This is a genomic window from Rhodococcus sp. 15-649-2-2, from assembly GCF_002258645.1.
Classification (GTDB): domain Bacteria; phylum Actinomycetota; class Actinomycetes; order Mycobacteriales; family Mycobacteriaceae; genus Rhodococcoides.
In genome coordinates, this window is sequence record NZ_NPFM01000031.1 from 735,493 (window position 1) to 749,111 (window position 13,619).

The following is a 13,619-nucleotide window of genomic DNA, read 5'->3' on the forward strand; positions in this document are numbered from 1 at the left end:
AGGGCAAATCACCGCCCTCAGTGTCGGCTGCGACGGCCTTCCTGGCTGCCGTACGCGGGTTCGCCGTACGGTTCGCTGCCGTATTCCGGGACACCGGAACCGGTTCGAAGTTGCTGACGTCCGCGACCGACGGAGCGAATGGTGCCGCTGAGGAACTCCTCGAACTCCGCGAGTTTGGTGTCGACGTACACGTCGCACTCACTGCGCATTCGATCGGATTCGGCATGGGCACTGTCGATCACGCGCGCCGACTCGGCGTGCGCGGCCTGCACCACCTCGGTCTGGGACACCAACCGGTTCTGTTCGGCGGTGCCGTCGGCCACCGATCGCTCGTAGGACAACGTGCCGGACTCGATCATTCGGTCGGCCTCGGTACGGGCCCGAACGGTCAACTCCTCGTACTCGCGCTGGCCCTCGAGCACCGTCCGCTCTGCTTCTGCCTCGGCATCGGCCACGAGCTGCTCGGCATGCGCCGACGCCTCGGACACCATGCGGTCCGCCTGCGCCTTGGCATCGGCGAGAATGCGATCGGCAGAATCCCGAGCGTTCTCGACGGTGTCCTGCGCTTCGGCGTTGGCGGTTCCGACCGTCTTCTCCGCTGTGGCCCGGGCATCGCCCACGAGCTTGTCGCGATGGTCCAGAACGTCCTGCGCGTCGTCGAGCTCGCCGGGGATGGCGTCACGAACATCGTCGAGCAGTTCCAGGACATCGCCGCGCGGGACGACGCATCCAGCGGTCATCGGAACGCCGCGCGCCTCCTCGACAATGGCGACGAGCTCGTCGAGCGCCTCGAATACGCGGTACACCGGTTACCCCAATCGTCGAATCTGCCACTGCACGTGCCGACCGCCGAGCGGTCGAGCTACACAGTGCTGCACTTATTCAGTCTGCCTGCCCAGACGCGCGTCGGCGCTATACCCTCCCGGTGTGTCGCTCCGCGAACTAGTCGGCGGCGCGCTCGGCGATACGAGCGGTCAGTCGCTCCTGCACGAACGGCGGCAGCATCCCGGTGACGTCTCCCCCGGAGGTCGCGACTTCCTTGATCAGCGAACTGGACAGAAAGCTGTGCGCTGGATTCGCCGGGAGGAACAGCGTGTCCACCCCGGTGAGGGTTCGATTCATCTGCGCCATCTGCAACTCGTAGTCGAAATCGACCGAGCTGCGCAGACCTTTGACGATCGCCGAAAAGCCTTCTTGCCGAGCATAATCGACCAACAGGCCGTACCAGGAACCGACTCTGACGTTGGGCAGATGCTCCGTGGCCACCTCGAGCATCTCGATTCGCTCGTCGATGCTGAACATGCCCTTCTTGCTCTTGTTCACCATCACCGTGACCACCACCTCGTCGAACGCGGCGGCGGCTCGCTCGAAGATATCGAGATGACCATTGGTCACCGGGTCGAAGGATCCAGGACACAGTGCGCCAGTCATGCCCGCGAACTTATCAGCCGATCCCGGGATCGGTCGTCACGATCGTGCCGCGATCTCGATTCGACTCTCCCCGTACTTCTTCGACTTCTCCGCTACCAGACCGTCCGGCCACTCCGTCTCCGGCGAACGCGACGATCGCTCAAGAACGACCACCGCATCCGGTGCAAGCCATCCCCCGGTGACGAGCCTGTTCAGCAGATCCGTCACCGCACTGTCGGTGACGGCGTACGGCGGGTCGGCCAGCACCAGGTCGTATGCCGCATCCGGTACCCCAGCCAGTACCGAGGCCACCGGGGCGCACTTGACCGACGCGCCGATCAGTCCGACCGACTCTATGTTCTGGCGCACCACCGCCGCCGCTCGTGAGTCGGACTCGACCAGTACCGCCGACGATGCGCCGCGCGAGAGCGCTTCGAGCCCGAGCGCACCCGACCCAGCGAACAGATCGAGAACCGCGGCACCGTCGAAGTCCATCCGGCTCTCGAGCGAGCTGAACAGAGCCTCCCGCACCCGCTCGGATGTCGGGCGGGTGCCCTGGCCCGGAACCGAGAGCCGCCGGCCCCCTGCGACCCCCGCCACGATCCGCGTCATTCGCTCCCGGCCTCTTCGCCCGTCGACCCCCCACCGACGACGACGAGCAGATCGCCGCCCTCGACCTGTTGAACACCCGAGATCGCCAGCCGGGTCACCGTGCCGCCGCGAGGCGCGGTGATCGCCGCCTCCATCTTCATCGCTTCGATGGTGGCGACCGTGTCGCCGGCCGAAATCTTCTGTCCCTCTTCGACGGACAGGGTCACGACACCGGCGAACGGTGCCGGGATGTGGCCGGAGTTCGATCGGTCCGCTTTCTCGACCGTCGGCACCTCGCTCGAGATGGATCGATCGCGCACCGACACCGGACGCAGCTGACCGTTCAGAATGCACATGACGGTGCGCATGCCACGCTCGTCGGGGTCGGAGATCGCTTCGAGCCCGATGAGCAGCTCGACTCCCTTCTCCAGGGTGACGCGATGCTCTTCACCTTGACGCAGCCCGTAGAAGAACTGGTTGGCCGACAGCCGAGTCGTATCGCCGTACTTCTCGCGGTGTGCCTCGAGTTCCGCCGTCGGGCCGGGGAAGAGCAGGCGATTGAGAGTCGTACGGCGTTGCGCCGACGTGCCGTCGAGATTCTTCTCGTCCTCGTCGGTCAGCGGCGTGACCGGCTTGCCCGCACCTCGGCCTTCGAGAGCCTTGGTGCGCAGCGGCTCGGGCCAGCCACCTGCGGGGGTTCCCAGATCGCCACGGAGGAAGCCGATCACCGAATCGGGGATGTCGTATCGACTCGGGTCTTCGGCGAACTCTTCGGCCGATGCTCCCGCACCGACCAGAGCCAGGGCCAGATCACCGACGACCTTCGAACTCGGCGTCACCTTGGTCAGGCGACCCAACATTCGGTCTGCTGCGGCGTAATTGGCCTCGACCGTCTCGAACCGATCACCGAGTCCGAGCGAGATGGCCTGCTGCCGCAAGTTGGAGAGTTGACCGCCGGGAATCTCGTGCGTGTAGACACGGCCGGTCGGTGCCGGCAGTCCGGACTCGAAGGGCGCGTAAACCTTTCGCACGGCCTCCCAGTAGGGCTCGAGATCGCAGACGGCCTGCAGATCCAACCCGGTGTCCCGGTCGGTGTGGGCCGCTGCCGCAACGATGGCCGAGAGCGCCGGCTGGCTGGTGGTTCCGGCCATCGCCGCGCTGGCACCGTCGACGGCGTCGGCACCGGCCTCCCACGCTGCCAAGTACGTGGCCAACTGACCACCGGGTGTGTCGTGCGTGTGCACATGTACGGGCAGATCGAAATTCGACCGTAGCGCCGTCACCAACGTCTTGGCCGCCGGTGCGCGAAGCAGCCCGGCCATGTCCTTGATCGCGAGTACATGCGCTCCTGCATCGACGATCTGCTCGGCCAGCTTCAGGTAGTAGTCGAGGGTGTACAGGTCTTCGTTCGGGTTGGACAGGTCCCCGGTGTAGCTCAGCGCCACTTCGGCCAGCGCAGTTCCGGTTTCGCGCACCGCATCGATTGCAGGGCGCATCTGATCGACATTGTTGAGCGCGTCGAAGATGCGGAAGATGTCGATTCCGGTGTCGGTGGCCTCGGCGACGAAACTGCGGGTCACCTTCTCCGGATACGGGGTGTAGCCGACGGTGTTCCTACCGCGCAGCAGCATCTGAATTGCGATGTTGGGGACGGCTTCTCGCAGACTTGCAAGTCGTTCCCACGGATCCTCGTGCAGGAAGCGCAGCGCCACATCGTACGTAGCACCGCCCCACGCCTCGATGGAGAGCAACTGCGGCGTCGTACGTGCCACGTACGGGGCCACACCCAGCAATCCACTCGTGCGCACACGCGTGGCCAACAAGGACTGGTGCGCGTCACGGAAGGTCGTGTCGGTGACGCCGAGTGCCTTCTGGTTGCGCAGATCTCGGGCAAAACCTTCGGGCCCGAGGGCGAGCAATCGCTGACGCGAACCGTCGGGAATCGGCGCGGAGAAGTCGACCGCAGGAAGTTTGTCGTGTGGGTACACCGGGGACGGACGCTCACCGTGCGGCTTGTTGACCGTCACATCGGCAAGGTAGGTGAGAATCTTGGTGCCACGGTCACCCGAGGAGCGCGACGTCAGTAGTTCCGGTCGCTCCTCGATGAACGAGGTGGTGACCCGGCCCGCGGTGAAGTCGGGGTCGACCAGAACCGCTTGCAGGAACGGGATGTTCGTCGCGACGCCGCGAATCCTGAACTCCGCCACCGCACGTCGGGCCCGCGCCACGGCGGTGTCGAAGTCACGGCCACGGCAAGTGAGCTTGACGAGCATGGAATCGAAGTACGCGCCGACCTCTGCGCCCAGCGTCGTACCACCGTCGAGCCGAACCCCGGCACCGCCGGGAGTGCGGTAGGCGGTGATGCGGCCGACGTCGGGCCGAAAGCCGTTCGCTGGATCCTCGGTGGTGATACGGCACTGCAACGCGGCACCGCGCAACACGATGTTCTCCTGCTGCAGACCGAGGTCCGCGAGCGTCTCCCCCGAGGCGATCCGCAACTGGGACTGCACCAGGTCCACATCCGTCACCTCTTCGGTGACGGTGTGCTCCACCTGAATTCGCGGATTCATCTCGATGAAGACGTGATTGCCGCGGGTGTCGAGGAGGAACTCCACGGTACCGGCGCACGAGTAGTTGATCTGCTTGGCGAACGCAACGGCGTCGGCGCAGATTCTCTCCCGCAGCTCCGAGGGCAGGTTCGGTGCCGGTGCCAATTCGATGACCTTCTGGTGCCGACGCTGCACGCTGCAGTCCCGCTCGAACAGGTGCACCACATTGCCCTGGCCGTCGGCGAGTATCTGGACTTCGATATGCCGGGGATCGATCACGGCCTGCTCGAGGAATACCGTCGCGTCTCCGAACGCCGACTCCGCCTCGCGCGCAGCAGCTTCGATGGACTCACGCAACTGCGCCGGTTCGGCAACTCGTCGCATCCCTCGGCCACCGCCGCCCGCCACCGCCTTGACGAAAAGGGGAAAGGTCATGGTCTCCGACGCTGCGACGAGCTCGTCGATGTCGGACGAGGGTTCCGACGACGCCAGAACCGGAAGCCCTGCGGCTTTCGCTGCCGCGATAGCGCGTGCCTTGTTGCCGGTCAGCTCCAGTACATCGGCGGACGGGCCGACGAAGGTGATGCCGGCCTCGGCACACGCAGCGGCCAGATCCGGGTTCTCGGAGAGGAATCCGTACCCGGGATACACCGCGTCGGCCCCGCTCCTCTTGGCGGCGGCGACGATTTCGTCGACCGAGAGGTACGCCCGTACCGGATGGCCCTTCTCCCCGATCTGATATGCCTCGTCGGCTTTCGTCCGGTGCACCGAGTTTCGGTCCTCGAACGGGAACACCGCAACGGTGGAGGCACCGAGTTCGTAGGAAGCACGGAAGGCACGGATGGCGATCTCGCCGCGGTTGGCAACCAAAACTTTGGAGAACATTGGCTCAACTTACCCGGCAGCATGGGCCTCCGAGGCGTACTGATCTCACCATTCGGGACGAATTGTTCGATTCTCTCGACTGAAACGGTGCAGTGAAGGCCTACTGGCTCCCCTGGTCGTTCCTGCAGGCTCGACTCCCGCTTCCCTGGTCGTTCCTGCAGGCTCCACTCCTGTCCGGTCAGGACTTCTGTAGGTAGTCGACGCGGTCCGATCGCCAGGCCGACCGCATCATCGACGCGATGCCAGGATCGTTCGCCAACGACGGGTCCCGTGCGAACAACGTCCTCGCGCAGTCCTGTGCGTCGGCGATGATGTCCTCGTCGTCGATGAACGACAGCAGCCGAAGGCCGCTGACCGTGCCGGACTGTGCGGCCCCGAGTACGTCACCTTCTCGCCGGGTGGCGAGGTCCAGTTTTGCCAGCTCGAAGCCGTCGTTGGTCGCGGCCACCGCCTCGAGCCGGGCGAACGAACCGCCCATGGGACTGAGGTAGCTGATCATGATGCACAGACCCTGGTGTCCACCTCGACCGATTCGACCGCGCAACTGGTGGAGTTGACTGACCCCGAATCGGTCGGCGTCCATGATCACCATCACCGTCGCATTGGGAACGTCGACGCCCACTTCGACCACCGTCGTACACACGAGGACATCGATCTCGCCCGTATTGAACTCGGACATGGTGATGTCCTTGTCGTCACCCGACAGTCGCCCGTGCAACAACCCCACCCGGAGATCGTGCATCGGACCGGCAACGAGGGTGTCGTACATGTCCACCGCGGCCGTGGTCTCCGGTCCGTCGTCGGACTTCGAGGCGGTCTTCTTCTTGCCCGTCTCGGCGTCGTCGCCGTCGCCGATCCGCGAGCAGACCACGTAGGCCTGACGTCCGGCAGCAACTTCCTCACGGATGCGCTGCCACGCTCGATCCACCCACGTCGGCTTGGCTCTGGCAGGCACGACGTTGCTGATGATCGGTGACCGGCCGCGAGGAAGTTCTGTCAGTACCGACGTTTCGAGATCGCCGAGCGTCGACATCGCGATGGTGCGCGGGATCGGTGTCGCTGTCATCACGAGCAAGTGGGGACTTGTGTTGCCGCGGGCCTTGGCCCGCAACGCATCTCGCTGCTCGACACCGAATCGATGTTGTTCGTCCACGACGACCATCGCGAGATCGAGAAACTCCACCCGGTCCTCGATCAGGGCGTGGGTACCGATCACGATCCCGGCGTCTCCGGTCACGGCATCGAGCAGTGCGGACCGCTTGGCCGCAGTGGACATCGAACCGGTCAGCAGAGCGACCTTGGTCGCGAGTTCGTGCGATCCGAGCTCGCCACCGGCGGCAAGACTGCCGAGCATCGACCTGATCGATCGCGCATGTTGGGAGGCGAGGACCTCGGTGGGTGCCAGCAGCGCACACTGATGACCGGCATCGATCACCTGCAACATCGCCCGGAGCGCGACGATGGTCTTGCCCGAGCCGACCTCGCCCTGCAACAGCCTCGACATCGGATGTGGCGCAGACAGATCGTTGGCGATCTCGGCCGCGACGTCGTGCTGACCGGCGGTCAATTCGAACGGCAGCCGCCGATCGAACTCGACGGCGATGCCGTCGGTGATCGGCGGGCATCGCGCGGCCACCCGAGTCGATGCATCGCGGCGACGGTCCGCGAGGACGAGCTGCACGGCCAGAGCCTCGTCGAATTTGAGCCGCTCACGGGCGGAGTCCTTGTCCTGCGCGGTGTTGGGGAAGTGGACCGACCGCAGCGCGGTATCGATGTCGACGAGTCCACGTTCTCGGCGCACCGATTCCGGCAGCGGATCGGTCACATCGTCGAGTTGGTCGAGGACCTGCCGCACGCAACGCATGAATGTCCAACTCTCGACGTCCTTGGTGGCCGCGTAAATGGGAACGAACGCCCGATCGAAGACCGACATGTCGACGGATCCCGAGGCATCGACCGCACCACGGGCCAGACCGGCCAGAGTTCCGCCGCCGACGATGCGACCCGCGGGCACGACGGCTCCGTCGTTGTCGTCTCCGCCCAGGATCACGTAGCTGGGGTGGGTGAGATTCCACCGCTTGCCGAAGTACTTGACCTTGCCGGAGAACATTCCCCGCCGACCTGGCACGACTACGTGCTTGAGCTTGTGCGGACTGAAGAAGGTGGCCTCGATCCGCTGTCCGTCGGCGGCGAGGGTCACTGCGAGGAACTGGCCGTTGCGATTCTTCATCGAACGCAGCGTCGCGGACTCGACCGTGGCGACGATGGTGATGTGCTCGCCCTCGGGGGGCTCTGTTTCGCCGAGCTCCGAACCGTGCGTCATGTAGCGATGCGGATAGTGCCGCAGCAGATCCTCGACGGTACGAATACCGAAGGTGTCCGCGAGCGGGGTCGCCGCCGCGACTCCGAGAACGTGATCGAGCCGGTCCACCAGCGTTGCCATAACCGAAATTCCCTATTCCACTCCGAATTGCACGAGGTCTCCGGGCTGCCCACCTGCGTAGACCACCACGTCGACCCCGGGATGCGCACCCGTCACGTACTCGGCCAGCCGATCACCGAAGTCCGCCGAAGCCTGAGCCCCGACGAGCACCGTCACCATCTCTCCGCCGGTGGCCAGAAGCTGATCGAGCAGACGGCACCCCGCGTCGAGCGGGCGCGCGGCAACGATCACCACCTCTTGCCCCGCCAGGCCGATGCTGTCGCCCGGCTCGCACATACCCACCCACGTGAGCGACCGCTCCTGCGCGATGCGCAGTGAACCCCACCTGGTTCCCGCCGCCGCCTCGGACATCGTGAACGCATCGTCGACCGCGGCCCTGGCGACGTCGTGCACCGCGAGCGCGGCCAGTCCCTGCACCATCGCCGAGCACGGCAGCATCATCACGTCCTTGCCGTCGGCTCGGGCCGCGGCGCCGACGGCAACCAGTTCTTGCGCCGACAGCGCCCCGTTCGGCAACACCAACACCTCGCGATGCTTGGCTGCGACAATTGCTCGCTGCAGTACCGAGGAGTCGATCGGCTCGTCACACCGCACCACCGTCGCGCCTTCCTGAACGTAGAGATCAGCGGCACCGTCACCGGCAACCAGCGCCAAAATATCGCGTCCCACCGACAACGCCGGTCCACGGCGTGCGTCGTCGCCGACCCCAGCATCGAACTCGGCCAAGCCGAAGCACGAGATACGCACCCCGCGAACGCTTCCGGTGCCGATTCCGCACTCGACGGCAGCACCGGGATCTGCGGTGTGAACGTGCGCAGACCAGGCCCCGGATCCGTCACCGGCAACCACCACCGAGTCGCCGAGATCGGACAGAGCAGCGCGGAGGGCAGTTGCCTGCGCGTCGTCGATCCCGTGGACGACGTAGACCACCTCGTACCCCAGGGGCCGGCCGTGGGTGGACACCGTCACCGTCTCGGGTGTTCCGGTACAGCCGTCGGTCGCGTTCGATACGTCGCCTACGAGTGTCCGTTCACGACTTTGTGGGCGGTGGTAACGCCTGCGCGGCGGGATGCGGCCGGTCACCACTTCGACCAGCGCATCGAAAACGACCGAGAGCCCGAGCGCTCCGGCGTCCACGACCCCGGCCTCGCGGAGTTCGACGAGTTGGTCGGTCGTGCTGTCGAGGGCGCGCGCCGTGGCCTCGGCGATGTCGATCACCAGCGTGGAGAGATCGACGTTGGCGTCGTGCGCCGCAGCATCGCGGTCGGCGGCGGCGAGCACGGTGAGCATCGTGCCCTCGACGGGAACGCTCACCGCATCCGAGACCAGGACCTGCGCGCGTCGCAGCATCGCCTGGATCGACACGGTGTCCAAGGGGCCGTCCGCTGCAGCCTCGGCGACCGCACGCAGCAACTGGGAGACGATCACACCCGAGTTACCACGGGCACCCGCTACCGCGCCGACGGCCAGTGCACGCCCGATGGCACGGGTGTCCGCGGCGGGTCCGGCCCCTCGCATCGACTCCACCGCGGCCCGGAAGGTGAACATCAGGTTGGTACCGGTGTCCGAGTCGGGGATCGGAAACACGTTGAGCGCATTGATCTCGTCGCACCGGGCAGTGAGGGAATCCACGCACCGGTAGGCCCACCGTCGCAGGGCCGCAGCATCGATCGAATCGAGAACGTCGACCACGTCGAGCAGCCTCCCCCGCGTTGCACCGATACCCTTGTCCGTACTCCGGTCGCGGACAGTGCCCGAAGCTTAGTCGGGCAGGATCGGTGGCGCGTCGCCGTGAGCCCTCACGCAGCGTCTGCCGTGGCGGTTTGGTGATTGCGTGCTGCGCCGCTATTCTTGCAGGGTTGCCTCGAGGCGATCTTCACGCATTGCAATCCTTGCATCTGCTCGTAGTTCGTTTCGATGTCTTCGACCACATGTATCGATCAACATCTATCAAGGAGTTCGCGACTATGGCTGCCGTCTGCGACGTATGCGCCAAGGGGCCCGGCTTCGGTAAGTCGGTCTCGCACTCGCACCGACGGACCAACCGTCGTTGGAACCCGAATATCCAGACCGTTCACGCTCAGGTTGCGCCTGGTAACTCCAAGCGCATGAACGTGTGCACCTCCTGCTTGAAGGCAGGCAAGGTGGTCCGGGGCTGATTTCGGCCTCGCTCTTCGATTTCCTCCACGGCCTCGACTGCGTGCGAGCACTGTGCCCCGCCCCCGGATACTCGGAGGCGGGGCACAGTCGTTCGTGCTCCCGTTCTGTTCTGTTACACAGCCGAGCGGAACCGTGACGAAGATGGCGAATCACGGGCACCGGCCGGTGACACCGGCCGAGCAGTCTCGAACGTATGGCGACCACACGCACACTCTTCGTCTCGGCGCTCGCAATGCTGACGCTCACGGCATGCTCGAATACAGAGCCCGACACGCCGACGGCCGCGCACTACCTGGCCACTCAGCCCGACTCGGGGCCGGCCGGCGGTGAGATAGACGACCGGATAGGCCTCGACAACACCGATCTTCCCGCACTGGCCCGTCTCGACCCCGTTCTGCTGAAAGCGCTGCGCTCCGCTGCTGCCGACGCGACATCGTCCGGAGTGAATGTGTACGTCACCTCCGGATGGCGTTCCGCGGCGTACCAGCAACGCTTGTTCGACGAGGCCGTACGCCGCTACGGCAGCACCGACGAAGCCAGACGATGGGTGCAAACTCCGAACAACTCCAAGCATGTCACCGGACGGGCGGTGGATGTCGGACCGACGGATGCCGCCGACTGGATGAGCCGACACGGCAACGACTACGGCCTGTGCCAGACCTATGCCAACGAAATGTGGCACTTCGAGATGGCGACCACTCCCGGCGACACATGCCCGGTCGCACTCGACGACCCGTCCGACGAACGAGCGGAGGGCCGACGATGACACGGGTCGAACCGAGGCGTCTGGTCGCCGCGCTGGCATTGCTGAACCTGGGAGTCGTCGTCTACTACCTGGGCGTGTTGACGACCGTAGGACAAACGGTGGATCAGGAACTGATGGTGAGCGCCGAAACACTGTCCGGAGACCTCGTGGACGTCTGCGCCGAATTCGTCGACCTCGTCGCACCGGTCTCGGCCGCAGGAGCGGTTCTCGTCGCATTTCTGATCATGTTCAGCGGCAACAGGATTGCCCTGACACTGCGAGTGGGAATCATGACACTCGGACCGATTGCGACGGCCTGGATTCTCAAGTACTCGCTCGATCGACCGAACCTGGACGGCCTCGTCCAGCACAACTCCTTTCCCAGCGGCACCCTCACCTGCGTCACAGCTGTCGTCTGTGCGGTCTACCTCGCAACCGCTCGCCCCTGGCGGATCGTCGTCGCGATCAACGGAGTACTGCTCGTCCTCGGAACTGCCGTGTCGGTCGTCGTCCTGAAATGGCACCGCCCCAGTGACGCGCTCGGCGCGCTGCTGCTCGTCGGATGCTATGCCCTGGCGGTCTCCGCATTTCCGATCAGGATCTCCGACCCCCGACATTCGACGCTGGCCGACCCCGACAACGAACGTCTCGCGCAGGTGTGAGCCCTGTACCCTTGGCCGATCGCGATTGCCCCTACTACACAAGGTCTTCGACATGGTGAACATTCTCTTCGTGGAGGACGATCCAGCTGTGGCCGAAGCAATGACGTTGGGGCTGAATCGACTCGGTCACTGCGTCGACCATCGCCCCGACGGCAACGGTGATCTCGACAACGCGCTCACCGCCGCCGAGATCGTCCTGCTCGACCTCGGTCTCCCCGGAGCCGACGGTTACGAGATCTGTCGACGGATTCGAGCGCAGAGTTCGATCCCGATCATCATCCTCACGGCCCGCTCCGATGACATCGACACCGTCGCGGGTCTGGAAGCCGGTGCGGACGACTACGTGGTCAAACCCGCAAGCCCACGAGTCCTGGACGCTCGTATCAAGGCTGTGGTCAGACGATCGACCGAGACGACACCCGCCGTGGCGACGGCAACGGCAATCGTCGAACAGTACGGCGATGTGACCGTCGACCGTTCGTCGCTACAGGTGAGGAAGGGCGGAACTCTGCTGACACTGACACCGACCGAGCTTCGGCTCCTGCTCGCCCTGACCGAGAACGTGGGTCACGTGCTCAGCCGAGGCCAATTGTTGTCTGCAGCATGGGATCAGGACTACCTCGGTGACTCCCGGATCGTCGATGCCGCGATCCAGAGACTGCGCGGAAAAATCGAGGACGACCCTGCTGCACCGGCAGCCATCGAAACGGTGCGCGGGTTCGGATATCGATTCGATCCCGGCCCGGCTCGTTGATGGCGTCTCGGCTGCGAGTCGACGGCCTACGTACTCGACTGGTCCTCGTGTTCATCACCATCGTCGTGATCATCGCCGGTGCCACTGCCGGTGTGGTGTCGTTCATGGCGCGATCGTGGATCTACTCCAACGCGCAGGACGTGGCGACGGCGCAGTTCCGCGACGAGCTACGGGATGTCGACGGGGCCCAGGTGACCCGAACGACGGCATCCGAACTGAGACAACTCTTTCCGTCCGACGCGACGTTGCTCGTCGGCGACGACGAAGTGCAACGGGGATCCGTCGACCCGGCCACGCTCTCCCCCGACTTTCTGGCCGGGGTGGACGGTCGCGGAATCATCCGTTTCGTCCGACTCGACTCCGAACGGATCCTGCTGGCCATGTCGGTCCGTGTCTTCGAGTCGAACGACCCGGACGGCGACGAAACCCTCGTCACGGCCGTCGCCATTCGGCCGCTCGAGGGCGTGCAGGACAAGTTCGACGATCTTCTGCGCGCCGTGGCCCTCACCCTGGCGGGCGGAGTACTGGTCAGTGGTCTGCTCGGATTGTGGATCGCCTCGACCCTGGTGCGTCCGCTGCGACGCCTCGATCGGGCCGCTGCCCGCGCCGCCGACGGTGATCTGAGTGTCCGACTCTCCGAGGAGGGCGTGACCGAACTCGCCGAGCTGACGACGACCTTCAACACCATGATCGCCAGAAACGAGACGGTCATTCGCGGGTTGGAGGAGTCGGAAGAGCAGGCGCGCAGGTTCGTCGCCGACGTCTCACACGAGCTGAGAACTCCGCTGGCAGCACTCGTTCCGGTCGGCGAGATACTCCGAGAGGAAATCCCCCAACTCTCGCCCGATGCGGGAGCAGCCGCCCGGATAGTCAGCGGTGAGATCGGCAAGCTCACTCGGCTCGTCGAGGATCTCATCGAGATGTCTCGTCACGACGCACAACAGGCGCGCCTCGTTCTCGACGACGTAGACCTCGTCGAACTCGTCCGACAGTCGCTGACCCGCCGCGGATGGGCGGAGAGCGTCGAACTGCGTGGGCCGGACACTATCGACGCCACCGTGGATCCACGACGCATCGACGTGGTGGTCGCCAACCTCGTGGGTAATGCCCTGCGTCACGGCGAGCCCCCGGTACGCGTGGAGATGCACGCTCGTCCCGAGTGGGTGGACGTGGCAGTGGTCGACCACGGGCCCGGAATATCACCGGAGGACAGCCACGCGATCTTCCGACGGTTCTACAAGGTGGACACCGCTCGTGGACGCAGCGAGGGCAGCGGTCTCGGACTGTCCCTCGCCGCCGAGAACGTGCGCCTGCACGGCGGCACCATCACCGTCGACCGGGTGGATTCGAGCACGGTATTCAGCGTCCAGCTGCCCCGTCTTCGACCCCGGTAGCGGTCCTGGCAGAGGGCTCGCGCATC

The 13,619-nt window shown here is 65.2% G+C and carries 11 protein-coding genes; 5 read left to right on the forward strand and 6 right to left on the reverse strand.

Annotated features, from left to right (window positions below):
- Positions 1 to 17: 17 nt before the first annotated feature.
- The 6 genes from CH305_RS24205 to CH305_RS24230 all read right to left on the reverse strand — a co-directional run bounded on the left by CH305_RS24205 (position 18) and on the right by CH305_RS24230 (position 9,570).
- Entirely contained in the window at positions 18 to 806 is a 789-nt protein-coding gene (locus tag CH305_RS24205) for a DivIVA domain-containing protein (protein ID WP_032377026.1), read from the reverse strand.
- Between the two features lie 136 nt (positions 807 to 942).
- Positions 943 to 1,431: a pantetheine-phosphate adenylyltransferase gene (gene coaD / locus CH305_RS24210; RefSeq protein WP_094705062.1), complete on the reverse strand. Its 489-nt coding sequence runs from the start codon at positions 1,429 to 1,431 to the stop codon at positions 943 to 945.
- Positions 1,432 to 1,467: 36 nt separating this feature from the next.
- Positions 1,468 to 2,022, reverse strand: a complete 555-nt coding sequence (gene rsmD, locus CH305_RS24215; RefSeq protein WP_094705064.1) for a 16S rRNA (guanine(966)-N(2))-methyltransferase RsmD — start codon at positions 2,020 to 2,022, stop codon at positions 1,468 to 1,470.
- Positions 2,019 to 5,435: a pyruvate carboxylase gene (locus CH305_RS24220; protein WP_094610558.1), complete on the reverse strand. Its 3,417-nt coding sequence runs from the start codon at positions 5,433 to 5,435 to the stop codon at positions 2,019 to 2,021. The genes rsmD and CH305_RS24220 overlap by 4 nt, the downstream gene beginning before the upstream one ends.
- A 178-nt stretch (positions 5,436 to 5,613) precedes the next feature.
- Positions 5,614 to 7,878, reverse strand: a complete 2,265-nt coding sequence (recG, locus tag CH305_RS24225) for an ATP-dependent DNA helicase RecG (RefSeq protein ID WP_094705066.1) — start codon at positions 7,876 to 7,878, stop codon at positions 5,614 to 5,616.
- 12 nt (positions 7,879 to 7,890) lie between these two features.
- Complete coding sequence (locus CH305_RS24230; RefSeq protein ID WP_094705068.1) at positions 7,891 to 9,570, reverse strand: DAK2 domain-containing protein; 1,680 nt, start codon at positions 9,568 to 9,570, stop codon at positions 7,891 to 7,893.
- A gap of 275 nt (positions 9,571 to 9,845) precedes the next feature.
- Between CH305_RS24230 and rpmB the strand changes: the two genes are divergently transcribed.
- The 5 genes from rpmB (at position 9,846) to CH305_RS24255 (ending at position 13,593) form a co-directional block, all read left to right on the forward strand.
- Positions 9,846 to 10,037: a 50S ribosomal protein L28 gene (rpmB, locus tag CH305_RS24235; protein WP_008717389.1), complete on the forward strand. Its 192-nt coding sequence runs from the start codon at positions 9,846 to 9,848 to the stop codon at positions 10,035 to 10,037.
- 194 nt (positions 10,038 to 10,231) lie between these two features.
- The gene (locus CH305_RS24240; RefSeq protein WP_094705070.1) at positions 10,232 to 10,804 is read left to right on the forward strand and encodes a M15 family metallopeptidase; all 573 of its coding nucleotides are present in this window, start codon (positions 10,232 to 10,234) and stop codon (positions 10,802 to 10,804) included.
- Positions 10,801 to 11,445: a phosphatase PAP2 family protein gene (locus tag CH305_RS24245; protein WP_094705072.1), complete on the forward strand. Its 645-nt coding sequence runs from the start codon at positions 10,801 to 10,803 to the stop codon at positions 11,443 to 11,445. The genes CH305_RS24240 and CH305_RS24245 overlap by 4 nt, the downstream gene beginning before the upstream one ends.
- Before the next feature lie 52 nt (positions 11,446 to 11,497).
- Positions 11,498 to 12,199, forward strand: coding sequence for a response regulator transcription factor (locus tag CH305_RS24250; protein WP_094705074.1), 702 nt, complete (start codon positions 11,498 to 11,500; stop codon positions 12,197 to 12,199).
- The gene (locus tag CH305_RS24255; RefSeq protein ID WP_256983978.1) at positions 12,199 to 13,593 is read left to right on the forward strand and encodes a HAMP domain-containing sensor histidine kinase; all 1,395 of its coding nucleotides are present in this window, start codon (positions 12,199 to 12,201) and stop codon (positions 13,591 to 13,593) included. The genes CH305_RS24250 and CH305_RS24255 overlap by 1 nt, the downstream gene beginning before the upstream one ends.
- Positions 13,594 to 13,619 lie beyond the last annotated feature (26 nt).

What these genes read in the sequence shown, in the direction of transcription:
- coaD (WP_094705062.1), bottom strand. Translation starts at nt 1,431, where the DNA reads ATGACTGGCGCACTGTGTCCTGGATCCTTCGACCCGGTGACCAATGGT.
- rsmD (WP_094705064.1), bottom strand. Translation starts at nt 2,022, where the DNA reads ATGACGCGGATCGTGGCGGGGGTCGCAGGGGGCCGGCGGCTCTCGGTT.
- CH305_RS24220 (WP_094610558.1), bottom strand. Translation starts at nt 5,435, where the DNA reads ATGTTCTCCAAAGTTTTGGTTGCCAACCGCGGCGAGATCGCCATCCGT.
- recG (WP_094705066.1), bottom strand. Translation starts at nt 7,878, where the DNA reads ATGGCAACGCTGGTGGACCGGCTCGATCACGTTCTCGGAGTCGCGGCG.
- rpmB (WP_008717389.1), top strand. Translation starts at nt 9,846, where the DNA reads ATGGCTGCCGTCTGCGACGTATGCGCCAAGGGGCCCGGCTTCGGTAAG.
- CH305_RS24240 (WP_094705070.1), top strand. Translation starts at nt 10,232, where the DNA reads ATGGCGACCACACGCACACTCTTCGTCTCGGCGCTCGCAATGCTGACG.
- CH305_RS24245 (WP_094705072.1), top strand. Translation starts at nt 10,801, where the DNA reads ATGACACGGGTCGAACCGAGGCGTCTGGTCGCCGCGCTGGCATTGCTG.
- CH305_RS24250 (WP_094705074.1), top strand. Translation starts at nt 11,498, where the DNA reads ATGGTGAACATTCTCTTCGTGGAGGACGATCCAGCTGTGGCCGAAGCA.
- CH305_RS24255 (WP_256983978.1), top strand. Translation starts at nt 12,199, where the DNA reads ATGGCGTCTCGGCTGCGAGTCGACGGCCTACGTACTCGACTGGTCCTC.